Consider the following 25,220-nt stretch of genomic DNA (forward strand, 5'->3'; position numbering starts at 1 on the left):
AGAAACTGCTGCCTCATGCGGTCAATTAATGCTCCTTTTAATAAAATCTTAATAATCTTATGCTATAAATTAATAGCCGGCAATTACACATATTGATACAAATATGCCCAAAACATACTCCAAGCAGCGTATAAATTTCGATTTGTTGACTGATATGGATCTGCCTCGCTATGAGTATCATCGAACCTTACGTCAGGCAATTGATTTATCTGCTACGAGCTATTCACAACAACAAACGAGTGATGGGGTAATTTATCAATGGGATAATATCGCACCAGAAATCGCACTGGTTATTCTTCAAGATGCTCAAAAACAAAAAATTAATATCCAAGATGAAGTGATTCAAAGCATGGGAATTCAAGCTTTTAATGAAGCACGCATGCAACGAGCGATAGAAAAATTACAAAACAATCCAAATTATTCTTTATTTATTCAAAAACTGGCCTTACATATTACTGCGAACAAATCAACAGAGCTCACTCTAGAACATTTAAAATCGGCAGGAATTCTCAGCCTCGAGCAATTCGATGAAGTATTTACTAAATTTTTATACACACAAAAAAAATTAACCAAGAGCTTTCCTAATTTCAAAAAAATAACTGAGGAAGATGATTTTTATCAATTCATTACTTTTATGGCCAATGAACCGCTATATGAATCGTTCCTTTTGGCGTTTACCCAATATCTTGCTGCCGAATTTAATCAAAATAGAATAAAAAATAATCAGGTTGAAGCTCCTAAAGAAATGGATAGCAAAACTCTATTAAAATTTTTTCAATCCATTAGTTATGATTTCAGTTTCCAATTTCCAAAATCCAGCCCCCTACAAAAGAATACCTTGTACCTTGAAGTACTTCATGACAAGCTAAACTATGCAGTCATTGATCTCTCTGGGAATGAAATCAGCGCCACAATCAATTTCAGTGAACTTGATTTTACCCTAGACGAAAAAACTACCGAAGAAGAGTTAAGAAGTCATTTACCTAAACTGTTGAAAATCACCTCGCAAAGAGGCCATACCGGGGACATCGCCGTTAATAGCACTGCAGCGTTAAGAGATAAAGGGATTGATTTTTTGGAAAGCGATGTGGGTACTAGTTTATTTTTATCCCATTTACCAGCAGTCGATCTCGTCAAAGATGAAGGATATCAATTTATACTGTATCAGTGGTTAAATCAGGGAAATTTGAAGCGTTTAAACGATCTATTGGTTTTGGGGGCTTGTCAACGTTATAACCAGGAACTTGACGCCTGGATAAAGCAGATGAAAGCCCCCACTGAAATAAATGAAGAATTTCAACACGAGATCGATGCAGTCGGTGACTTAATGAAAGAAATTACCGCAATAATCGCTACTCTTGATGATGATCCGCATGCACAAGATAAAGAATTAGATAATAAAATAACTTCACTGCTCCTCCATTTAAAATCCCTAAAACAACGCTATAGCGACACCCCTTTTATAAATCCTGGAGATACATTCCCCTCCACAACAGGTCATTTTGAACAGTTCATCAAAAGAATTCTATTCAACTCATCAGGTGATAAATTAATTCAATATATGCCAGACAGTCACGAGAAAGACCGAACCTGGAAATTAAATTTGGTGAGTTTAGTTAATGGACTAGTGAACAACAGAAATTTTGTTTCGGTTCGTGACGTAAAGAATAAAAACGAGCAGTCATTTTTAACCGATGAATCAGGATTTGTTGTAAACCCTTCTATTGTTTTTAGAGAACAGCTAAAACAGAGACTTACAGCTTATCTCAAAAACGATGTTCATCATTATCATACCGTACAGAGTTATCAAAATGATAAATTAAACTTGACCCCAGCCCCTGTTGTTTTTAGAGGAGGACATTTTACTGACTCTGTGGGTGAAACAATGCAGTTTGCAAAAAAAATGACGCGAACTGGTGAGTATTCTGCGGACAGTCATTTATTAGCTGGGCAAGAAAATAATGTTAAAAAGCATGAAATTCGTTCCGGAACAGCATCTACCTTAGCCGCTACCGGGGTTGATGGAACACGATCTGTTACGGATAAATTTGATGTGGCAATCAAATTTGGTGGAATGAACGAGGTAAAGATTCTCTATATCGTTCGGGGTAAGGAATCATTTCATTCACAACCTTTTGCAGAAATTTTAGGCAAAACAAAATTAGGTGAAATAGCTTATACCCACGTGAATCCTCATGATTATATCATGACCATCCTTTATAACCGCCATAATGAAATTCTTGATGTAATCTCTGGAAATTTGAGCGGAGAAATTCAGGGAGTAAGTGAATTTACCAGAGAAATCATTACTTCAGGCATTGAGTTTTATAATAAAAAGCAAGTTAACTCGTTGACTTCCAAACCTGTAGTGAAGCTCCCCTCTCCCGGTCAAAAACAGATGGCAACAATTCATTTGCCTGAAAAAAAACCCTTAATTGATATTCTTCACTCTCATAAAAAAGAATCAGCTCCAGCAGTTGATACACAGCCTGCTCCAAAAAAATTAGACAGCATCAGGATCACACGAGGCATTCATCAAGGTCATAAAATGCTGTCATTAGAAACCCTACGCTCGGAAGTAGAAGTCATCGAGCCAATGAGCGAAAAATTAGATCTTCCAGAGGGAACTTTCAAATTAGTTCCTGGAAGATTAAGTGAGGTAAGAGAAGCAGCAGTAGCTCATTTCAACATGCGGCATGTTTTGACGCTTAAAGATTTTAACCGATGGAGTGTTCAAGAAAGAAAATTGCAGGAAACTTATAATCGAATTTTACAGCCTAATTTTATGGAAGGTGACATCCAAGAGCAGCTAACACATGCCAATATAGCTCATGAAGAATGGTTAACTGATGTACTGGTGCCCAAATTGCAAACGGCGTTGATGCTTCATATCGCAGCACGCTTAATAACCGATTATCGAGTTGACACTGAAGAGGTGAATGAGCTCGCTCAAAAATTATTCCATGACATTCTGGGATTACAGGAGAGCGGTTTGATACAAATAACTTTTTGGTCAAAAATTCAGGAATCCCTGAATAAAGAAGATGTACATCACTTTTGCATGCAAAGGGCGCATGAGCGGATGGAACAATTGTACCCCTCCTTGAGCAAGGACAGTAGCGAGTATGCATTCAAATTTAATTCATGCTGGGTTATGGAAAAGAATAAAATCCACAGACAATTAGTCAACAAAACGATGTCCGAGTTTTTGGATAAAAATCTGGATGCTTTTACTCAAAAATATAAGCTGGAGAAAAAAACAGTTTATCCTTTCGCTGATAATCATGATTTTGTTTTTTTAGGCCCGGCAGCAAGTGGCAAGAGCACCATTTCGAGTCAATATATTAAAAAAGAAGATAAAAAAGATTATGTTTCATTGGCCACCGATGATTATCGAGGCATTTATATGCCATTTACAGAAGAATTTGAAAAACAAGAAACCGATCAGGCATTTATTCGCACCCAAGACAGTGCCTATTTAATCAGTGAGCTCGTTGAAGAACGAATGAATGCTCAGAAAGATAAAAGGCCTAATGTAATCGTTGATGGGGTAACCTATAAACCATCGCAAAAAGCTTTGGTCGAAAAAAATAATAATTCTATTGTAGTCTGTGCGTGTTTGGATGATATGTCCCAAGTGGTTAAGCGTTGCTATGATAGAGCAAGACAAGAGGAAAGTGGATCTGCCGATAAAGGACGATATGTCAATACAACCAGCTTACTCCACATGCATAAAACGGCAAGCCTCAGCTTATTAGTTCATTGTGCACCGAATACAAAAATTGATTTTTACAATACGAATGTGCCACGAGGTGTCACTCCACCTTTAATTGCTACGGTCGATACTCATGGAGAAAAAACACTCACAATTAATCATAATAAAGGCTCCTTAATGTATTTAGCTTCTTTTTTCAATAAAGCTCGCGTTAATGTAGGGGCTAAAAGTGATCAACATCTCTTTTTAGAAAAATTAAAACACCCCGAATTCCAAATTGATTCATTATTCTCAGTAATGGAGTATGGATTTAAAATTGTCTTATTGGGCGAAAAGAACAGTACCTGTTTAACTATTAAAAAGAAAGGCGATGGAATTATTATGGAGATTCACGATCCTGAACAGGTGAAAAATAAAATTCAAGAGAATCAAGCTGAAAAACCTCTATTGCAAATGCTTTTCTTGTATGGACACCTGGGTAGTTTGAAAGCAGTTCAAAAGGCATGTTTGATGCATGAAGATATTGATTTAATTGTAGAGCAAATAATTGATACCCAGCCTCAAACAAAAAAAACTGCTGTAAGCAATGGAGAAATGTCCCTTTAACAATCAGTTTGTAGCTACAATATATAGAATATGAAATTAATAGATATAATGCATTCCTAAATCGAAAGGAAGATACAATGAAGCACTTACTAAAAAAAATTGACAGAGAGAAAAATAAAATAGAACATTTTATTGATTCTATGCGTGATTTTTTTTCGAAAACTCATGATCAATCTGAGAGAAATAATCGTCTTGAAGTGTTTGATACTTTATTGCTTTTAGCAACCTATGCTCAAGCCGACGAACTCGAAAATGAGTTTCAAAGTGTATTACCACTTCAAGAACGAGGAGAGGCAATCAATTATTTATGTCAGGAACTTCGAGAAATCAATGGCTTTTGTAAAGGTTCATTTAGCGATGAGCATGACGTATATAAAGATTTATTCTCTGAAATAAAGTTTCCTACTGCAGAAAAAAAACAAGCCGTGCGCAATCTTTTGAGTGCAACGATTACTGAATTAATTTTTGAAAAGACCAATACCCCGTCAAAGGGTTTGGGAGCATCATAATACTACCTCCTTCTTCTTTTTTCTCATTTTCTCACCTCTTCAAATAAAATTATGCTCCAATTTTTTATGATAAATACCTGTTTCAATTAATAAAAATTTACGTTTGAATCCGAAAACCAGATGAGCTATGATAGCGTTTTGTTGTTTCTGTCTTTTTTGAAAACAACCATATGCTCAATAGTAGCCATTGATTCTCAGGAGGGTTATTCTGAGTACTTTTTTTAATGCAACACGCATCGCAGCCTTCGCGATTTACGCTGAGCTCAAACTTTATCCTTATTATAATTTTGGTTTTCATCTCGATGCTATCACCAGTTTTTTTTGTCATATACTGCGTGCTCTATATGATTTGAGTGCATTTCTATTGCGCGTATTAATTACCCCATTTTATCTTTTAAATCCTTTTTCTTGGCCCAGTGTACCAGGTCATACCTTAAATCTTATCGATGATTTAGTGGGTTTTGCGCTCAGTGCGGTCAGTATTACCCTTCACCCTGTGATTTTTGTTCTCCGTACCTTAAGTTCCATGATTCGAGGTTATGATCAAGGAACAGATTACGATTGGGGTGGGGATAACGAAGAAGAGGATCTGGAAACGGCAATGACCATTTGCTAGATCTAAAGCACAACATCATACTCATGATGTGAGCGTGCCCGAAAATTCATTGTGATCCTATAAAATAGCGCTCGCTTTTCCGGCAAACATTCACAAACTACTGCTCTACGACCTGAGTAAATGATCCTGTTCTGAGAAAACTCATAATCAATTGTCTGGTTTTTGCATTATTCATAATAAATGTATGATTGGAGTTAACAATAATTGGATCATTTTGTCCTTGTAAACGAGCTGATTCAGGAGGAACTTTCGCATCATAGCGTCCTGCTATAATTCCAATTTTAATGTTTGGCACGGGGACGCGATGTACATACGACGTTTGCTCAGAACTCAGTTCAGCCAAGGGTTTTATTGGGGAAGTAAACATAGGAAATATTTTGGAAGACAGTTGTGCCAGTTTTGAACCTTGATTTGGGGGAGCCAACATGATGAGACAACCGATTTGTTTTAATTGTTCTTGCGACCAGGTAGATAATGCCTGACGAGTAATAATTCCGCCAAGACTATGAGTTATAAAACTAACCTTCACCCCTGGGTTTTTTTTCTAATAAATTTTTAATAAATTGATTTAAAATAATTCCGTGCTCTTGAATACTGTATTTTGGAGATGGATAACTGTAGGAATAAACCTCATAGCCTTGTCTTTTCAAATAATTTTTTAATGGCCACATGCTAAGGGATGTGCGCATTAAACCATGGATTAGCACGATGATTTCCCGATTTTGTGCCGGTTTAACTTGTGCTGCAGAAGGCGATGCATGAAGTTGCTTGCTGGTATTGGGTAATGCATATGCTTGAACCATAGCGATCATTCCAATGACCATCATTAGAATGTATCGCACAAATGGGTTGTTTTTAAAAATGGTTGTGGTAGCCATTATTTCCCTGTCTTTAATTTTATAGGGGTCTGTCCCGATTATCCCTTATTATTTTAAGTGAATTAATATAGCAGGTTCAAAAAACTTTCCTATTAGAATAAGTACGTATTCATTTCAAAATCAAATTGCTCGACGGATTATCCTTCTCTCCCTGCTAATTTTGTGGATTTATTGTTCATATTATGGTACATGATAACAGTTCACTGTAACGTGAATAAATCATTTTAAAAGATCTAGGTGTAAATAGTATCATTGTTCGATTCAATTAAATCCAAACCGATGAGGAGTTTATTATGTTGAAAAAAGTGATTGTCGCTACACTGTCTATTATCAATTTCTCTGTTTTTCTTCCTGCCTATGCCAATGAAGATCTGAGCTGTAAAGTTGAGGTTGCTGTTGCTACCCCACCGGTGCAATTTGATCAAAATGTAGCATTTAATGTCACTAATGAATTCGGACTCAGCAAATCACTTACCCTGCTCGGAGGCAAAGCACCTCAATTTATCGATAAACTACCTTGTTCTCCGGCGCCTTTAACCATCAGTGCCACCTTATACTCAACTCCAACTCATTCTTTGTTACAAGGACCGATAATTGGTCAATGTGTTTTAAAAGCAGGACAAGTCATGTTAAATGGTTCAGATAATAGTGTTTCTGTAGTATTTCCTTATGATTTTAATTGCAATTAAGGTAGGGAATTTTCCTTCTCCCCTGTTCTCGTCATTCCGAAGAAAGCGAGAGAGACTCATACTGGTGACACAATGAGAAGAGCGCTCGTTGGTTCGGGGATTGATGGCAGCTGATGAGCCCTCACCCCTGCCCCTCTTCCACAAGCAGGAGAGGGGATTTTAACTTCAGGGCAAGAGTTAAGAATTTATAATGTGTTATCATCTCTCTTACAACGCATTCCCCAACGCGCTCCTACACAAGTAAAGATAGCTCCTAAGAAAAAGAGCGTGAACATAATAAATGCCCCGGAGGTCATATTAGCGGGAGTCACATTAACCTCTACCACCGCTTCATTTTGACCATTTTTCATTGCAGAGGAAATTTTGGTAGTACCCATCGGAGTTGAAATTTGATTTACTGTAACTGGAACTGCGACGACAGTACGGGAAATAGAATTGGTATAGGTTGCTACGGATTGGCTTAACAGTCCTATCAATACAGCGCCTAAAATTAATGCCATAACCCAGGTAATAAAGCCATAAATCATTCCCAGATTACGTTCAGGACAATACAAGCGGCCCAAATAACCAGCAGTATATCCTGCAACAAGCGAAGAAATCACAACACCTATGATAATTCCCAACATTCCGCCAACGACGACTATAATTGAGCCATTACTCATAGTTTTAAAGGCACTTAGTCCTATAGCAATTCCGAAGAGATTCAATAAAAAACTGAGACCTAATGCAGTTAATGCGCCAGCAACAACTGCTGTCCAAGAAATGCGTTTATTGGGATGTATGTGGCAATGTTCTCGAACCGATGAATTTTCACTTACCATTTGAATCTCCTTATTTCATGATGAATATGCGGTTGGGGGAATTATATTTGAAGTTTGCTCTTTCGGCTGTTGCTTCAACTAATATGAATTTTATAGGCTCAGTTTGCATTTCTACCCTCTTGGCCAAACCGACCCCTAGTACAGGTAATTATTTTTACTAAAAAATTAACCCATATATTTATATTTTTCAAGAGCATAACCTCTCTTCTAGAGAGGGTGGTAAGCCCTTAACCTCATCTAAGGCTCAGCGATTTGATCTATATTTCGTGCAATATTTTTTGCGATAGCAGTTAAGGGTAAATCGTTATCTTCCTTACCAAAAGGTTCTTCCAAGTCCTCAGATAAAATTTCCAAACCCAATAAAATATATACAATCATAACCATCATCGGGATAATCATAAATCCGAATGTATCTACCCAACCAAAGGGGAACATAATGGCATAAAAAAGTAATGCCTGTTTTACAAAAAAGGCAAAGGCAGGCGGGACATGGGTATTTGCGATTCGTTCACACCCCCCAGCCATATCAATCAAATTGGCCATATGACTGTCCAAAACCAGATATTGTTCCAGAGTTAATTTATTTTCTTGGCGGAGCTGATTCAGCATACGATACATTTTTTTAGTGACTAACAGGACCGGATGCTTTCCCTCAAATTCATGAATGCACAAGGAAAGCAACTCTGTTTGAACCTCTCTACTGTCTTTTCGTAAATGGGCTTTAATAATAGCCGGTAATTTTTTCAACAACTCATAAAACTCAGGATATTCCTGCAAACCCAGATAAGTATCGAATTTTAGACCTAAATTTCGACAATTATTTACAATTGAACCCCATAAAACTCTTCCCTCCCACCAACGTGAATAACTGGTGTTTACTCGAAAACCAATGACGATAGTCAGGATAAAGCTAAAAATCAGATGAAATTGACCTAAATTATAACGAGTGGCATTTTCAAAAAAATAAGCAATTATTACCGCATAGATAACAATAATGATGGTTATGGGTAATAATTTTCGAAAAACTTTTTCTTTGTAAAACAAGAAAAGATGAGGAATCCACGTTAAAAGATTATATGTTCTCAGTTTCATCAATGCTTCCCTACATAAAAAATACAGTGTAACGTGACTGTTATCTCGAAGCAAAGTCTTAGATCGTGACATGAATTATTAAAAGAGTTTAATATGCTCATCCGATTTAAATAAAAGGATGTATCATTATGTTGACTTATATTACTCAACTCTTAAGCAGTGGGCTTGAAGGATTTGATGAAACGTTTAAAGACACTCCAGCCCATCAGCTCGTTTTTGCTACTGCAGCGCTTTTTTTTCTTTGGCAACAATACCCCGCAATAGCTCAAGCTTATCGCTCCCGAAATAATACAACTTACAAACAACGTGTGATTGATGTCGTCTATAGTTTGGGTAAAAATTTACCACAAGTAAAAGCCTATCTCGATAAAGAACTGAACAAGGATCTCCAAAGCACCAAAGACAAATTAAAGGAATTACGTGCTCAGATGGCGTTACAGGATAAGATTCCTGAAGAAAGCACTTCACCAGGTTTGATTTTAAAAGAATTTGGCATCAATCCAGAGGAATGTCTTTTTAATTTTGCTGACGTGAAAGATAACGATAAGGCAAGACAATTTACGGTCCAACAAGGAGATGGTCAGGATTCAGGTGCACTTTATGCAGTTCATCCTCAAGAACTTACAGAATTACTCAAGGAAGTGTATGCTAAAACCGCTTTAACCAATCCTTTACATGACAAATGGCCACGCATTATTGCCATGCAGGCTGAGATTATTCGCTGGTGCCAGGAATTATTTGGTGGTTCTAAAGAAGGTTATGGACTCATCACACATGGCGGTTCGACAAGCATTATTGAAGCAATGGCTGCCTATGTCATTCACGCTCGAGCCAAAGGAATTAAACAACCTGAGATCGTAGTACCTGAAACCGCGCATGCCGCTTTTAAAAAAGCAGCAGATTTGACCGGAGCCCGACTGATTATAGTTCCAGTCGATCCTAAAACCGGCGCAGTTACTGCAAATGAAATGAGAAAATACATTTCCAGCAATACGGCCGTACTAGTTGGCTCAGCACCATCCTTTATGAATGGAATTAATGATCCTATCGAGGAATTAGGACAATTAGCTCAAGAAAAAGGAGTTCCATTTCACGTCGATGCCTGCTTAGGCGGGTTTTTAACCGCATTTCTAGATACTTCAAAAAAGCCTATGGATTTTCGCGTTAAGGGAGTAACTTCCATTTCAGCAGATTTACATAAGTATGGTTGCTGTCCGAAAGGAACCTCTGTATGTCTATTTAGCGAAGACTCTCCAGCTTTATCCGTATACGCTGCCTTGAACTGGTCTGGCGGGCTTTATACTACTCCGGGTATTTTAGATGGCTCAACCAGTGGTGCCCGCGTTGCAGAAATATATGCCACATTGTCATACTACGGCCGTCAAAAGTATCAGGAAATTTCGGAAAATATTGTAGCCCTGCGCCAACGACTGCAAAATAAAATTGAAGAATTATACACACCTAATGAATCAGGAATGCGAGACGTCACTATTTTTGGAAATCCTCAATGGTCCATATTGGGTTTCCGTAGTGATACATTAAATCCCCATTTTATTGCAGATGAGTTAGAAAAGCGGGGTTGGAAACTTAATCTATTACAAAAACCCGATGGTTTTCATTTATGTTTAACCCATGTGCATACACTGGTTGAGCACTTTGAGGAGAAATTTATTAGCGATCTTGGTGAAGCGATAACTGCAGTAAAGCAATATCCTGCTGATAAAAAACCTACCGGAAATGTTAAAGTGTATGGCACCATCGGAATGCTACCCACCGCCGTACAAGAAATGGTATGCAGGCAATATCAAAGAGCTCGCCTTTATTATGAAGCGACATGTACTAAGTTAGGATTTTTTGCCTCCAGCAGTAAACAAGAAATTAAAGAGGATGGGCAGGAAGTTAAGAACGAGCTCGTTTTATAATTAGTGTTTGGGATAAATGGAGGAGTCCCTCATCCGCCCTAGCGGGCACCTTCTCCCCTATGGGGAGAAAGGATTCAAAAACAGATTCCCCTCTCCCAGCGATGGGAGAGGGGCCAGGGGTGAGGGTTAAGTTATGCCCATTGTCGGATTTTATTTTCCACTTCCAACGATAATGCTCGGTGAGCCATATCAGTAGGATGAACTGAATCGGCAAAAAGATAATTGTTTGAAGTTTGCTGACATAAAATAGCCAATGGAGCAGTACAAACTGGATCTGTAACATTCTGAAATAAGAAAGGTACACCACTTACGACTGTTGGCTCTCCTGCTTCCGCATTTAGGATTAGATTGTCCAAAGCCATATAAGTATCAAAATATAAAATCTTGACTTCATGACGCTTATAACGCTTCACAATAGCACCCAGCTTTTGATTTAACAGTGAATCAAACATATAGCTGAGATTTTTTATATTTCCAGGAAGCGATGGATCCCCTATTGTTACAGCCAGTCGAGTGATAAATGGGGTAACACCGATGTTAGGCAAAGATAGGACTACAATTCTTTTTGCACCCCTTGCTGCAAGTGCTTCAACCTGTTGGACAATCTGGGTTGTGGTCACGTCGATCAACTGCATAAACGCAATGGGATTAAGTTGTGACGAAATACCAAAAAGCATGTCATTTGCACCGGACCAAATGAAGTACATTGCTTTAGGATCCAGTACTTTTGGTGCGGTAGATAAATAATTTTGAACTTGTCGTTGAACGGATGGAGCCCAATAAAAATTAATGCCAGGTTCCGCTACAGTTCTAGCTCCCCCACATGCATAATTAAACCCATTAAGCGGCACAACTGGTGGTGCTGGAGGACGGGTTGGATCAACAAAGATAGGCGTTGTATTGTTGGTCATCTTATCATCAAGTGATGGGAATAAAGTACCAGGGGGAAGAAGAGGAACACCCAAGATATCATGAGCAACATACTGAGACCAGGTATAGCCGTCAAAGGTTGTGAAGGTAGGTGCTTTATCAGGAATTCCATTTATAAGCGTAAATGTATTATTAAAGCCGCTATCCGTTAAACTATCACCAAAAAACACCATTTGGCTAATTTCATTAAATGGAACTGCCTGCGCGATATTGGACAAAGTACAGCATAACGAAAACATACCAACCAGCACCGTCAATTTTGTTTTGGCATGTAATATCATTTTTCTAATTTTGGCTAACATTAAATTATCTCCTTATATGGCCTTAGCAACTGTAACGTAGTCCCAGTGATACGATATTATTGGTTCCTTTATAATCAGCGCTGACCTGATTAATTTCTAATGGTGCGACCAAGCCAGGAACACCTTCATTAACCTGAGTGATGTTCACAGATTGCTTGTGAATAAAAATGTGCGAATAAGCTCCATCAATAGAGAAATGGTCATTTACCAAATAACTCAATCCAAAATTTAACCAATATTGATCGGAGTCAGGCATAAGTGGAGTACGGTTTTGAGAATCTATCGGCGACTGATCCCAGGCAAATCCGCCACGCAGCGTCAAAGCAGAGTTGTAACGATAATCAGCACCTAACGATCCGAAAAAGGTATTGTGCCATTTCATCGGAACAACATAAACGGTCTCAAAGGCATCTGGGGTTGAAACAACAATATCACCTAAATAATCCCAGAAGTTCACTTGTGCTGTTGCTTTAAGCGTCCACTCATTGATATCACGAGCAAGACCAATGATTAATACACCGGGAGTTCTCAGCGTATTGCTCACAGAGGTTTCAGTATTAAACAAAAAAGTCGTTGCAGGCGAAGGAACAATATCACCAATAATCGTATATTGTTCGCCATGACCACTCAGTTTGGTAGAGATTTCTGAACGATAGCTCAACCCGATACGAGTAAATTGGTCCATCTGATATAAGGCACCCACGGTATAGCCATAACCCCAGCCATCACTCTTCAAATGAGTTGGTTCTGTGGCTGCAATCAACGCATCAATGGGAGGAACTCCAGTGTTAATTCCATCAAAGTGAGAAAAAATTGTTTTTAAATACTGAGCTTGAAAACCAGCGCCCACAGACAGTTTTTCATTAAGTTGGTAAGACAGAGAAGGATTAATATCAACAGAATTAATCTCAGTCTTGACCGATGCATAGCGTAAAACGGAGTCTTCCGAATATTTGTTATAGAGGTAGAATGGTTCAACAACTGCTAAACCTAAGGTTAACTTATCGATAGGAGTTCGCCAACCAACATAACCTTGAGGAATAAACACCGCATTACTAATGTTATGTTCTGATGCATCTCCTTGTACGCCGCCAACAATGCTTGATGGTGGCGTGCCGGGCACATTAAATGTATGAGTAGCGGCTCCATCATACATACTAATTTGAGGAATAAATTCGCTCGCTCCAACATATATCTGGTTTTGCTGTAATGTAGATAATGTTGCAGGGTTGTTAAATAATGCAGAAACATCATTATTAGCCGCAGCAGAACCGGCCATTGCCGAACCCTGCAAGCTAGGGCTAGTCTCATTTAACTGAAAGCCACCTGCAAATACGGGCAAGCCAACAAAAAATTGACCCATTACAAGAGCAACCGCAAATTCCTTATTTAATAAACGTGAATTACTCACCTTAGACTCCTTTCTTCATTTCAGTGCGCTTCATTTTTAAAACTCAGCAATTACCTTGTCAGATTTATGCGAAAAGTTCAAATTTATTTTTATTTTTCTTGCCCAAAATTAAATGCTTTCTATGATCTATTGCCAAAACGCTCCGCCTTGTCATTTCGATATAGAGAAGAATTTTTTGTGATAAGGGGCATCAATAACACTGGATTGCTGACTGTCTTTAGTCCGGTTACTATAGATAGAATGTAACAATCTAAAGGACTGGATTGATGAGTGATTTTTTCCAAACTCCCCCCCGTTTGGGTAATCAATATGATGAAGATCGGGTTTTAAAAACATACCTAGAGTGGAAGCTTCCTTCCTCCATGCTGACCGAAATTCAACCTGAATTGCATCACCTCGGCCAACGAGTCATTGAAGATATCTATAAATTAGGACAAGAAGCGGAAGCATATCCACCTCGACATATACCCTATGATCCATGGGGAAAGCGCATTGATCACATAGAGGTTTCTCAAGCATGGAAAGAACTCGACCGAATTTCGGCGGAAGAAAAATTAATTGCCCTAGGTTATGAGCGCCAACATGGCGCTTTATCGCGTATACATCAATTTGCCAAATTGTATTTATTTCATCCTTCATCAGCAATTTATACATGTCCTCTCGCTATGACCGATGGCGCTGCGCGGGCATTGGAACTGTATGCTGATGAATCTTTAAAAAAACACGCGCTTTCCCATTTAATTTCTGCAGATCCGAACTACTTCTGGACTTCCGGTCAATGGATGACTGAACGTACAGGCGGCTCTGATGTCAGTGGCACATCAACCATTGCCAGACCAGATGGCAACCAGTTTCGTCTTAGCGGGGTCAAATGGTTTACTTCTGCCACCACCTCCCAAATCGCCATGACCCTTGCCCGTATTGAGGGCGATCCTGAAGGAAGTAAAGGTTTAAGTTTGTTTTACGTGGAGCTTAGGGATCAAATGGGTAGACTGAATGGAATTCGTATCAATCGCTTAAAAGACAAGTTAGGTACTCGTGCCCTACCTACTGCAGAATTAACTCTGGAAAATGCGCCTGCCTTACTGGTTGGTACAGCGGGTGATGGAGTTAAAAAAATTTCATCCTTATTTAATATTACACGCATTTACAATGCCTGTTGTGCTGTTGGTTATATGAGACGCGCTATCGCACTGGCCCGTGATTATGCAACAAAACGTGTCGCATTTGGCCACACCTTGTCAAACCATGTGCTCCATCTAGAAACATTGGCGAATATGCAAATAGAATTTACTGCATCGTTCCATCTGGTTTTTCATGCCATTGAACTATTGGGAAAAGACGAGTTAGGTCAAGCAACAAAGGCCGAACAGGCTGTGTTGAGGCTTTTGACCCCTCTTGCAAAACTTTATACAGCAAAACAGGCAATCGCCCTGACAAGCGAAGCCTTGGAAGCTTTTGGTGGAGCAGGTTATATCGAAGATACTGGTCTACCTCAATTACTAAGAAATGCGCAAGTACTCTCTATCTGGGAAGGAACAACAAATATTCTAAGTCTTGATGCCTTGCGAGCAATACATAAAGAGAATGCAGCAGAATTTTTTCTTGACGACATGCAACAACGACTGAGTCATATCCATCACAAGGAGCTCATACAATCTAAAGTGAAAACTCAGAACACCACACAAAAAATAAAAAACTACATTGATTCTATGCCTAAGATGAGTATTGAGGAACAACAAACTGGTGCACGACAACTTGCGTATGCATTAACACAAACTTATGCAGCCAGCCTATTGTTGGAACATGCTCAATGGTCTTTGCAAAACAATAAGGATACTTTACCTGCAATTACAGCGATTCGCTGGTGTGAAAAAAATCTATCTGAACTGATTTCATTTTCGCAAAACTACAACAAAGAATCACAATTACTGGCTATGGATTACAATGAGTTCCACTAGAACACTTGCTCTTTTGGTTCTGACTGTATTTTCAGATAATTCAATACAAGGAGTTATAAAATATGAACCTTTTACATTCGCGCATTTTCCCTTTTTTCTTTTTATTTTTTTTATTACCCTTTTCTGCAAAAGCTGCGACAGATAGTTCAATCAGCCTGGTTGGGGATCAAGGCTATGACCTTGTCTCCTATCAACAAAAAAATGGGCCTGTACGAGGAAGTGGAAATCATGTCGTCATGTATCATGGTATTGCTTACATTTTTGCAACCCAGGAAAATAAAAAAGCATTTGCAGCAAATCCTGAAAAATATTTACCTGCCTATGGTGGTTATTGTGCTTATGGAGTTGCCTCGGGACATAAAGTAATCAGCGATCCTTTAGCATGGAAAATTGTTGAGGGGAAACTCTATCTTAATCTGAATAAGCAAATTCAGGCTATTTGGGTAAAAGATATTCCTGGCAACATTAAAAAAGCAGATGAACAATGGTCTCAAATAAAAGATAAAGACGCTTCCATTTAAATCAGTAACAACTGTTTTTTTAGAATGAAATGATGAGAAAAGCACAGCCTTAGCTGTGCTTTTTTATTACCAAAAAATTCTTGCATTAAATCTTAAAGCTCTTTATTGTTTAAACCCCAAATCACTAATTTTATGAAAATTAAGGGAATTTATGAAAAAAATAGGACTATTAGTTGGTTTCTTGTTTTTCTTAAATGATGGTTTTGCCAAAACGCCCATTATTGCCCCACAACCCACTTCTTGTATTACAGGCAGCTTCAGCTCAACTGGTACAAGTAGCTGGCAAACCGTTTCATTGAAAATAACCAACAATTGCAATCAAACTGTAGACTTTCAAAACTCGACCATAACTTTTTCTAATGGCAGTAATTTGAATACCTCTTTTTGGGGAAATTTTTCGCCATTATCTTATCCAGTCAATACGTTGCAAATCACGTCACAACCTCAAAGCGGCACCTATTTATCCTCGCTCTCATTACAATTTCCCACCTATCAAGGAGCCAACAGTAAACTTCCCAAAGGAAGTTCTTTTACCATTATTTACGGGGAACCAACCGCAGATTATATAGCCAATAGCGTCTCTGTTTATTTAAATTCTCCAGTATCTACTGGCACTATCAATTTAATTAACGCTACAGCAAAACCTGCTAATGTAACACAAACTTATGCACTGGTTAATTTAACTTTAAACGGTCAAACAGTGAGTGCACAGGTGCCTTGGTCAGGACAACAACAGATATCTGGCCTTGCTGCGGGAACTTATACCGTTTCGCCTACTAATATAACGGATAGTAATGGAGTCGTGTATCAAGGAGTAGCAAATCCTGCAAGCTTAACCGTTTCAGCAGGCACTAATGTTTCTTCTACAATTAACTATGCTGCAATGCAAACAACAGGAAACATCAACATCAATTTAGCTGCATTGCCTTCTCAATTATCGGGTTATACAGGCAATCCAACCGTAACCTTAACCCGCATGGACACTCAAAGTTCAACCAATGCTCAAGTGAGTTGGAGCACAATTAACGTAATCAGCCAGTTATCCAACGGGGTCAGCTATGCATTCTCTACTCCAGTAATTACCTATAATGGATACAACTGTACTCCGACCTTTACACCGACATCAGCTGTTGCTGCAGTGACTGCTCCCACAGTACAACTCAGTTATAATTGCGTTCAAGTAGCCCAAGACAGTATTCCCGTTACCATAACAGGAGCACCTGCGGCTCTTTCCTCCATTAATGTAACCTTTACTCCGAGCGGCAATGGCACACCAGTTAATGAAACCATTTCATTAAGCAACGGAACTGGAACAGCTCATGTGAGCCTGACGGATGGAATGGTTTACACGGTAAGCGCAACATCAGTAAATGGTTATGCGGTAACTTATGCTCCCCAACCTTTAACTGCATCATCCTCTGCTACTGAAACCATTACTTATACTCAAAACACAACTACCGGAGGCAGAATTATAGGTTACTTGCCTGGTTGGGAGACTCCACCATCTGCTACTGCTTTGGCAAATGCGGGTTATACTCACATCCTCGTAGCATTTGGAGTCTTTAGTACCACCAATCCTGGCCAAATCACTTCTGCATTCGATACCGTCTCAGCAAGTTACATTCAGTCATTGCACAATGCGGGCATTAAAGTGTTACTGTCCTTAGGTGGAGCATCATCCAGTATTGCGAATACTACGGTAGATTTTCATCAAGTATTATCAGCAGCCTCTTCACCTGCAGCATTTGAACAAACTTTTATTAGTTCCTTAGAAAACCTACTCACTCAGTATAATTTTGATGGATTTGATTTTGATATTGAAAGTGGATTAAATGCGAGTGGAACTTTTAGCAATCCTACCGGTGATATCGCTGTTCTAGCGAATATTATCAATACAATGCATGCGAATCATCCTAATTTGCTTCTTACTTTAGTACCACAAACTGCGAATATCGCCGCTACCTCAGGTTTTGATGCAACGTGGGGTAATTATGCTTCTTTGGTGATGCAAACCCATCAATCTTTAGCATGGGTCGGTATTCAAATGTATAATGCCGGCTGTACGTATGGCATTGACCTGATTTGTTATGATCCGAACAATACAAGCAGTCCAAATGCTTCAGTAGCTATGGCCACCGATTTACTTGAAAATTGGCCTGCGGTCACCAGTTCTGGACAGCAAACTGGGTTCCAACCTTACATTAGTTATCTAACCCCTTCTCAAGTGGTATTAGGCTATCCTGCACCTAATGCATCAGGACAAAGCGATGGCTCACCTGCAGCAGTTATTGGTACAATCAAACGAGCCATACAATGTTTACGTACTGGAGTTGCCGGCGCATCCAGTTGTGATACCTACATTCCACCACGGACTTATCCAGGATTTGGAGGGGTGTTTGACTGGGAAGTTATTCATGACGAAAGCAACAATTATCACTTTGCCACCAGTTTGGTAAACTGTGTAATTAATGGGAATTGTAATTAAATTAAATGTAACATCTCCCTTATAGTGAGATGGTGCCCGTAAGGGCGGATGAGGGTAACTGACTAAAACCCTCACCCCTACCCCTCTCCCATTCGTGGGAAAGGGGATTTTTTTTATTTCGAAGTAGCAAAACTAGAGAATACACCATGGAAAATACCGGATTATTTTTAATCGCAATGGCCTTTTTGCTAGGTATCCGCCATGGTTTTGATTTGGATCATCTGGCAACCATAGATTCCGTCGCACGAATAGTCAGTGGACGTCGAACTCTAGCAAAACTTGTAGGATTTTTATTTTCCCTCGGACATGGTTTAGTAGTCATTTTAATCAGCTTAATTATTGGCAATGGGGTTAAGCCAGTACTCGTTCCCCAATGGCTCGATGGGCTTGGCAATGGTATATCCATTACATTTTTATTGATTTTTGGATTACTCAATTTTTGGAATATTTTCCGAGATCCAGCCCAATCTCCTTTTCCAACCAGTTTCAAAAACTATTTCTCAAAAAAATTAATCCGCGGTCAGGCTAACCCTTTTATTATCGTATTGATTGGCGCCCTCTTTGCCCTGTCCTTTGATACAGTAAGCCAAGTGGTCTTATTTTCCCTTTCTGCTCGGGCGATGGCAGGATGGCTATTCTCAGGGATGCTTGGCCTCATTTTTATGTTTGGGATGATGGTTTCAGACGGATTAAATGGATTACTTGTTTCAACTTTAATCCAACGTGCCGATTCAGTATCTCTTATATTTTCCCGGCTGGCCGGCTTTATGATTGCATCATTTAGTCTGATTATTGGTATGATTAATTTTATCAAAATGTATAATTAGAGTCGTTTGATGCATGAATTATGGGTATGTAAAAGTATTCTCGAGATTATTAAGCAGAAAGCAGCTGCAACACAGTGTACTCGTGTAAAAAAAATCATTTTAGAGATTGGCCAGCTTGCAGCAATTGAGAAAGACGCCCTGACTTTTGGTTTCAAAGTGATTACAGAAGGAACCATCGCGGAGAATGCAGAACTTTACATCATCGATATTCCAGGTGAAGGACTTTGCGAATCGTGCCAAAACCGAAGCCCTTTACAGCAATATTACGATGCATGCCAGGTCTGTGGAGGTCATCAATTAAAGGTCATTCAAGGTGAAGAATTACAAATTAAATCAATGGTGGTTGAATAAAAATGTGTGGAATATGCGGTTGTACTGAAGAACATAATGAAATGGAGCATCATGAACATCATCATGAGTCGATGCATCACAGCCATGATGAACATCTAATCCAGGTGGAGCAAAATATTTTAGCCAAGAACCAACAATTTGCTCGCGCCAATAAAAATTTTTTAACCGGTAAAACTATTTTGGCCTTGAATATCATGTCAAGCCCAGGTTCTGGTAAAACAACCCTTTTAGCAAAAACCATTCTGGATTTAAAAAATGAAGTGGAAATTGCCGTTGTGGTTGGCGATCAACAAACAAATCATGATGCAGAATTAATTAAAGCCAGTGGGGGTAATGCCTTACAAATCAATACAGGAAAAGTGTGTCATTTGGATGCGCATATGGTGGGGCATGCCTTAGAAGATCTCCCTTTAAAAGAAAATTCACTCTTGTTTATTGAAAATATAGGCAATCTTGTTTGTCCTGCTTTATTCGACTTAGGAGAACAATTTAAAGTGGTTATTCTTTCAGTGACCGAAGGGGACAATAAACCACTAAAATATCCCGATATGTTCCGTTGTGCGGACTTAATGCTCATCACCAAAATGGACCTACTGCCTTATGTGAATTTTGATCTGGACCAATGTATTGAATACGCACGTCGAATTAAGCCCTCCATTGAGACACTGACCCTCTCAACGGTGAATGGCAATGGTTTAGAAGCTTGGTACGAATGGCTCAGGAAAAAACAAATGGACACCCGTGTGAATCAATGGACCGTTTAAGAATAATCATTCAAGGACAAGTCCAAGGTGTTGGCTTTAGACCTTGTGTGTACCGAATCGCCAAACATCTTGCGCTCACAGGTTGGATCCAAAATAATGCTGAGGGGGTATTGATTGAAGTACAAGGGGTTTTGGCCTATCAATTTATTGCTCATTTACAAGAACATCTACCCCCGCTTGCCAAAGTATATCAAATTCAATCTGAAACGATTCCCTTAAAACACAATGAAAAAGTCTTTGAAATTATTGAAAGTCAAAAAGGTAAAGTAAATACCCTTATTACCCCTGATGCGAGCATTTGCACCCAATGCTTAGACGAACTGTTTGATCCTCAAAGCCGCTATTTCCGCTACCCTTTCTTGAATTGTACGCATTGCGGCCCCCGGTTCACAATCACCCGAAGTCTTCCCTATGATCGCCATCAAACCTCGATGGATTTGTTTCCTTTATGTCTGGATTGCCAAGCAGATTACAACGACCCTGAAAACCGACGCTACCATGCCCAACCGACAGCCTGTATGCATTGTGGTCCTCAACTTTCATTACCCGTGGAGGAAATTGCCCAATCTATTACACAAGGCGAAATCATTGCGCTCAAAGGTTTGGGCGGATATCAACTCATTTGTGATGCGCGTAATGAAGAAGCGGTAGCCAAGTTGCGCATAAGAAAGAACCGAGACGAGAAACCTTTTGCCCTTATGGTCGCCAACAGCTTCAGTGCGGAACGGCTTGTCACAATGAATCAGCAAGAACGTGATTTATTAGAGAGTATTGCGCGTCCCATTGTATTGCTCAAAAAAAATGATGTATTGAATACGTACAGTCCTGCAATTGCTCCAGGATTAAATACCTTGGGTATTATGCTTCCATATACTCCATTACATTATTTACTGTTCAATGCTCTTGCTGGAAATAAAAACGGTTGTGCGTGGTTAAATGAGTATCAAAATACCTTATTAGTAATCACCAGTGCCAACTTAGGCGGCGACCCCCTAATTATTGAAGACCATAGTGCCGAACAGCAACTCAATCACATCGCCGATAAAATAATTTCCTATAACCGCCAAATTATCACTCGTGTCGATGATTCGGTCATTCGCGTAGTAAGTCATGGTCCTCAATTTATTCGCCGCTCTCGAGGTTTTGTACCAACTCCCATCCAGCTCTCGCATGAAATTCCACCCACTTTGGCAGTAGGCGGACATTTAAAAAATACCTTCTGTATTACTCGTGGTGATGAAGCATTTGTTTCTCAACATATTGGCAGTTTAAACAATAAAGCAACTATTGAGTTCTTTCATGAATCATTAAAGCATTTGCTGCGTTTTCTCGATCTAACCCCAGAACGAATTGCTCATGATTTGCACCCTGATTTTTACACCACCCATTTTGCCCAACATTATGGAATTCCTGCTTTTGCCATTCAACACCATCATGCCCATTTAGCTTCAGTTATTGCGGAGCACGGGATTAAACAAAAGGCCTTAGGACTTGCGCTTGATGGGTATGGATACGGTATCCATGGTGAAGCTTGGGGGGGAGAACTTTTTCTATTAGAACATTCAACCTGTACTCGGTTAGGATCTTTTTTACCTCTTTTACAACCCGGTGGAGAAATTGCAGCACGGGAGCCCTGGCGAATGGCAGCCAGCGTTTTGCATCATTTGGGCCGTAGCAATGAAATTAGCGAACGATTTTCAAATCATCCCCAAGCGCACATTATCCATCAACTGCTGAATAGAAGAATAAATAGCCCGAGCACAAGCAGTTGTGGTCGCTTGTTTGATGCAGTAAGTGCCTTATTGGGAATTCAATTGATTTCGCACTATGAAGGTCAGGCTGCAATGCGTTTAGAAAGCATGGTCACTCAAGTACAAATACTCCCCAATGGATGGCAAATAAAAGAGGGTTTTTTTGATATGATGCCTACCCTAAACGTATTAGCTAATCGATGTGAGCCGATAACTGGTGCGAATCTTTTTCATGGAACACTCATTGCTGGTCTTGCAGCATGGATTACGGGAATCTGTCGAGAAAGAAAAATTGATGTGGTAATATTAAGCGGAGGTTGTTTTTTAAATCCAATATTAGCCGAAGGATTAATCACCACGTTAAGTGAATCAGATATCACCTCTTTTTTACCACGTGCTCTTCCACCCAATGATGGAGGAATTTCCCTCGGACAAGCGTGGATTGCTGGGAATTTATAACCATAACAGGGCTCTATGAGCTTTTCCCTTCTCCTTTATCCTCGTCATCCCGAGCGTAGCCAGGGATCTCCTTCGGAAACACTGTGCCAAAGCAAGGGATCCCTGGCTACGCTCGGGATGACGAAGATTGAGGAGTAGCTGCCCGCCGGGCAGATGAAGGTTAAGATATTATAAAAAAAAGGATAACTTATGTGTTTGGCGTTACCTGCACGAATTACTCAAATTCTTGATGATGACAAAGTCCTGGTGAATATAGGTGGCATCACTAAAGAAATCTCAACTGCATTATTAGACAAAGTCGTTCTGGGAGATTATGTCATTATTCATGTTGGCTACGCTTTAACACGACTCGATGAGCATGAAGCTCAGAACACTTTAAATTTATTTGCGCAAATGGCGAAGGATGAATCCTTATGAAATATATCGAAGAATTCAGGAATGCCGATTTTGCAAAAGCACTAGCCAGAGAAATTGCTGCACACGTTGCTCCGGATCGACATTATCAGTTTATGGAGTTTTGCGGGGGGCATACCCACGCCATTCATCGGTATGGAATACCCAGTTTGTTACCAAAAAATGTGGAACTGATCCATGGCCCAGGATGTCCAGTCTGCATATTACCAATGGCAATCACAGACAAAGCCATGGCATTGGCATCATTACCCCATGTTATTCTCTGCAGTTATGCAGACATGTTGCGAGTCCCGGGTTCAGGACAAAAAAATCTATTACACGCCAAGGCAACGGGAGCTGATGTGCGGATGATTTATTCGGCAAGTGATGCACTTAAAATTGCCAAAGAAAATCCGCAAAAAGAAATCATATTTTTTGCTATTGGCTTTGAAACCACAACGCCCCCCACTGCCGTAATTATCCAGCAGGCGCGTAAACTGAACCTCAAAAATTTTAGCGTTTTTTGTAATCATGTTTTAACACCGGTCCCCATGGACCACTTGCTGCAATCGAATGACGTCACACTCGATGGATTTGTTGGCCCAGCTCATGTCAGCATTATCATTGGCAGTCAATCTTATGAATCAGTGTGCAAAAAATACAATAAGCCCATCGTGATTTCCGGCTTTGAACCTCTGGATTTACTGCACTCCATTTTAATGTTAATTCAACAAATCAATGAAAAAAGGTGTGAGGTAGAAATTCAATATACTCGTGCCGTAAATCGCGAAGGAAATTTACTTTCGCAACAAATAATGGCTGACGTATTTGAATTACGTGATCAATTTGAGTGGCGTGGTTTAGGATTTATTCCTCAAAGTGCTTTAAAAATCAGAGCAGAATATGCTGAATTCGATGCGGAGCAACGTTTTGATATCCCTGATTTTGTCTCTCAAGAACACAAACAGTGTATTTGTGGTGACGTACTTCGCGGTGTAAAGAAACCCATGGAATGTAAATTATTTGCCAAAGTATGTGCCCCTGAGAATCCACTGGGCTCCTGTATGGTGTCTTCGGAAGGTGCATGTGCCGCAGTATATGCTTATGGACGGATGAATGGATGACTGAAGCAATCATAACGAATATACCAAAAACACCGAAACTTAATGTTCGAGAAGGAGTTATTAATTTAACTCATGGTAGCGGTGGACGTGCTATGACTCAATTAATCGAGCAAATGTTTTTAGCTGCTTTCGATAATCAGTGGCTTGCTGCAAGAAATGATCAAGCCTGTTTTTCAATATCTGCAGGTCGAATGGTCATGACTACAGATGCCCATGTCATTTCTCCTTTATTTTTTCCAGGCGGCAATATTGGCTCTTTATCGGTGCATGGAACAGTGAACGACGTTGTGATGTCCGGTGCCAAACCCTTATACTTATCTGCCAGTTTTATCCTCGAAGAAGGATTTCCATTAGCGGATTTACAAAAGATCGTCGAAGCGATGGCTGTGGCAGCACAACAAGCGAATGTTGCCATCATTACAGGCGATACAAAAGTAGTCGAACGAGGGAAAGGAGACGGTGTATTTATAACCACTACGGGAATAGGCATAGTTCCTGAGGGAGTTCATATTTCCGGAGACAAGGCCAAACCAGGTGATCGGGTCTTGATTAGCGGGTTCATGGGCGATCATGGAGTTGCGATTATGGCCCATCGAAATAACTTGCAATTTCAAACCGAAATTCAATCGGATACTGCGTCACTTCATGATTTGGTCTCTTGCATGGTGGATGCAGTACCTGACATTCATTGTTTACGTGATCCTACACGCGGGGGTCTGGCAACCACATTAAATGAATTGGCGATACAATCCAAAGTTGGATTTATGATTGAAGAAAATAAAATCCCTATTCGCACTGAAGTTGCCGGTGCATGCGAGTTATTAGGGCTTGATGCGTTATATGTCGCAAATGAAGGGAAATTAGTTGCCGTGTGCGCTGCTCATGATGCCGATAGATTATTGGCTGTAATGCGAGCACATCCTTTGGGAGTACATGCAGAAATCATAGGGGAAGTGATTGAAGATCCACACCATTTTGTGCAGCTTAAAACAAAACTTGGAGGCATGAGAATTGTCGATTGGTTGGCGGGTGAACAATTACCACGAATTTGTTAATGTTAACTAATTTAGGGAATATCCCTTCTCCCCAAGGG

General features: G+C 39.7%; 19 protein-coding genes and 1 pseudogene. 15 read left to right on the forward strand and 5 right to left on the reverse strand.

From position 1 onward, the window contains the following. Window positions 1-103 precede the first annotated feature (103 nt). The 3 genes from EL022_RS14120 to EL022_RS14130 all read left to right on the forward strand — a co-directional run bounded on the left by EL022_RS14120 (window position 104) and on the right by EL022_RS14130 (window position 5,446). Entirely contained in the window at window positions 104-4,321 is a 4,218-nt protein-coding gene (locus tag EL022_RS14120) for a zeta toxin family protein (RefSeq protein ID WP_028379965.1), read from the forward strand. A gap of 77 nt (window positions 4,322-4,398) precedes the next feature. After that, on the forward strand, window positions 4,399-4,830 hold the full coding sequence (locus EL022_RS14125) for a hypothetical protein (protein ID WP_051544389.1): 432 nt from the start codon (window positions 4,399-4,401) through the stop codon (window positions 4,828-4,830). 187 nt (window positions 4,831-5,017) lie between these two features. Then, entirely contained in the window at window positions 5,018-5,446 is a 429-nt protein-coding gene (locus EL022_RS14130) for a hypothetical protein (RefSeq protein ID WP_028379963.1), read from the forward strand. Between the two features lie 97 nt (window positions 5,447-5,543). On the opposite strand, the pseudogene EL022_RS16720 reads toward EL022_RS14130, so the two are convergent. Next, a pseudogene (locus EL022_RS16720) lies at window positions 5,544-6,324 on the reverse strand (esterase/lipase family protein). Between the two features lie 293 nt (window positions 6,325-6,617). Between EL022_RS16720 and EL022_RS14140 the strand changes: the two are divergent. After that, on the forward strand, window positions 6,618-7,013 hold the full coding sequence (locus EL022_RS14140) for a hypothetical protein (RefSeq protein WP_028379961.1): 396 nt from the start codon (window positions 6,618-6,620) through the stop codon (window positions 7,011-7,013). A 185-nt stretch (window positions 7,014-7,198) separates the two neighbouring features. On the opposite strand, the gene EL022_RS14145 is transcribed toward EL022_RS14140, so the two are convergent. After that, entirely contained in the window at window positions 7,199-7,834 is a 636-nt protein-coding gene (locus EL022_RS14145) for a hypothetical protein (RefSeq protein WP_028379960.1), read from the reverse strand. Between the two features lie 237 nt (window positions 7,835-8,071). Continuing rightward, window positions 8,072-8,926, reverse strand: a complete 855-nt coding sequence (locus EL022_RS14150) for a bestrophin family protein (protein WP_028379959.1) — start codon at window positions 8,924-8,926, stop codon at window positions 8,072-8,074. Between the two features lie 128 nt (window positions 8,927-9,054). On the opposite strand from EL022_RS14150, the gene EL022_RS14155 reads away from it, so the two are divergent. Beyond that, entirely contained in the window at window positions 9,055-10,848 is a 1,794-nt protein-coding gene (locus EL022_RS14155) for a pyridoxal phosphate-dependent decarboxylase family protein (RefSeq protein ID WP_028379958.1), read from the forward strand. Between the two features lie 131 nt (window positions 10,849-10,979). On the opposite strand, the gene EL022_RS14160 is transcribed toward EL022_RS14155, so the two are convergent. Continuing rightward, complete coding sequence (locus tag EL022_RS14160; RefSeq protein WP_028379957.1) at window positions 10,980-12,080, reverse strand: SGNH/GDSL hydrolase family protein; 1,101 nt, start codon at window positions 12,078-12,080, stop codon at window positions 10,980-10,982. Between the two features lie 22 nt (window positions 12,081-12,102). After that, window positions 12,103-13,491, reverse strand: a complete 1,389-nt coding sequence (locus tag EL022_RS14165; RefSeq protein ID WP_028379956.1) for an OmpP1/FadL family transporter — start codon at window positions 13,489-13,491, stop codon at window positions 12,103-12,105. 266 nt (window positions 13,492-13,757) lie between these two features. On the opposite strand from EL022_RS14165, the gene EL022_RS14170 reads away from it, so the two are divergent. The 10 genes from EL022_RS14170 (at window position 13,758) to hypE (ending at window position 25,182) form a co-directional block, all read left to right on the forward strand. Next, on the forward strand, window positions 13,758-15,452 hold the full coding sequence (locus EL022_RS14170) for an acyl-CoA dehydrogenase family protein (RefSeq protein ID WP_028379955.1): 1,695 nt from the start codon (window positions 13,758-13,760) through the stop codon (window positions 15,450-15,452). 62 nt (window positions 15,453-15,514) lie between these two features. Beyond that, window positions 15,515-15,973, forward strand: coding sequence for a YHS domain-containing (seleno)protein (locus EL022_RS14175; RefSeq protein WP_051544388.1), 459 nt, complete (start codon window positions 15,515-15,517; stop codon window positions 15,971-15,973). A gap of 151 nt (window positions 15,974-16,124) precedes the next feature. Continuing rightward, the gene (locus EL022_RS14180) at window positions 16,125-18,458 is read left to right on the forward strand and encodes a glycosyl hydrolase family 18 protein (protein WP_028379953.1); all 2,334 of its coding nucleotides are present in this window, start codon (window positions 16,125-16,127) and stop codon (window positions 18,456-18,458) included. Between the two features lie 146 nt (window positions 18,459-18,604). Beyond that, complete coding sequence (locus tag EL022_RS14185) at window positions 18,605-19,285, forward strand: HoxN/HupN/NixA family nickel/cobalt transporter (protein ID WP_028379952.1); 681 nt, start codon at window positions 18,605-18,607, stop codon at window positions 19,283-19,285. A gap of 9 nt (window positions 19,286-19,294) precedes the next feature. Next, on the forward strand, window positions 19,295-19,636 hold the full coding sequence (hypA, locus tag EL022_RS14190) for a hydrogenase maturation nickel metallochaperone HypA (RefSeq protein ID WP_028379951.1): 342 nt from the start codon (window positions 19,295-19,297) through the stop codon (window positions 19,634-19,636). A gap of 2 nt (window positions 19,637-19,638) precedes the next feature. Continuing rightward, complete coding sequence (hypB, locus tag EL022_RS14195) at window positions 19,639-20,400, forward strand: hydrogenase nickel incorporation protein HypB (protein WP_051544387.1); 762 nt, start codon at window positions 19,639-19,641, stop codon at window positions 20,398-20,400. Continuing rightward, window positions 20,388-22,610 carry a carbamoyltransferase HypF gene (gene hypF / locus EL022_RS14200; protein ID WP_028379950.1) on the forward strand — a complete coding sequence of 741 codons (2,223 nt, stop codon included), beginning with the start codon at window positions 20,388-20,390 and terminating at the stop codon, window positions 22,608-22,610. Before hypB ends, hypF begins: the two co-directional genes overlap by 13 nt. Window positions 22,611-22,799: 189 nt before the next feature. After that, on the forward strand, window positions 22,800-23,027 hold the full coding sequence (locus EL022_RS14205; RefSeq protein WP_028379949.1) for a HypC/HybG/HupF family hydrogenase formation chaperone: 228 nt from the start codon (window positions 22,800-22,802) through the stop codon (window positions 23,025-23,027). Next, complete coding sequence (hypD, locus tag EL022_RS14210) at window positions 23,024-24,127, forward strand: hydrogenase formation protein HypD (RefSeq protein ID WP_028379948.1); 1,104 nt, start codon at window positions 23,024-23,026, stop codon at window positions 24,125-24,127. The genes EL022_RS14205 and hypD overlap by 4 nt, the downstream gene beginning before the upstream one ends. Continuing rightward, window positions 24,124-25,182: a hydrogenase expression/formation protein HypE gene (gene hypE, locus EL022_RS14215; RefSeq protein WP_028379947.1), complete on the forward strand. Its 1,059-nt coding sequence runs from the start codon at window positions 24,124-24,126 to the stop codon at window positions 25,180-25,182. Before hypD ends, hypE begins: the two co-directional genes overlap by 4 nt. The last annotated feature ends 38 nt before the right edge of the window (window positions 25,183-25,220 follow it).

Source organism: Legionella cherrii, from assembly GCF_900635815.1.
In the GTDB taxonomy this organism is placed as follows: Bacteria; Pseudomonadota; Gammaproteobacteria; order Legionellales; family Legionellaceae; genus Legionella; species Legionella cherrii.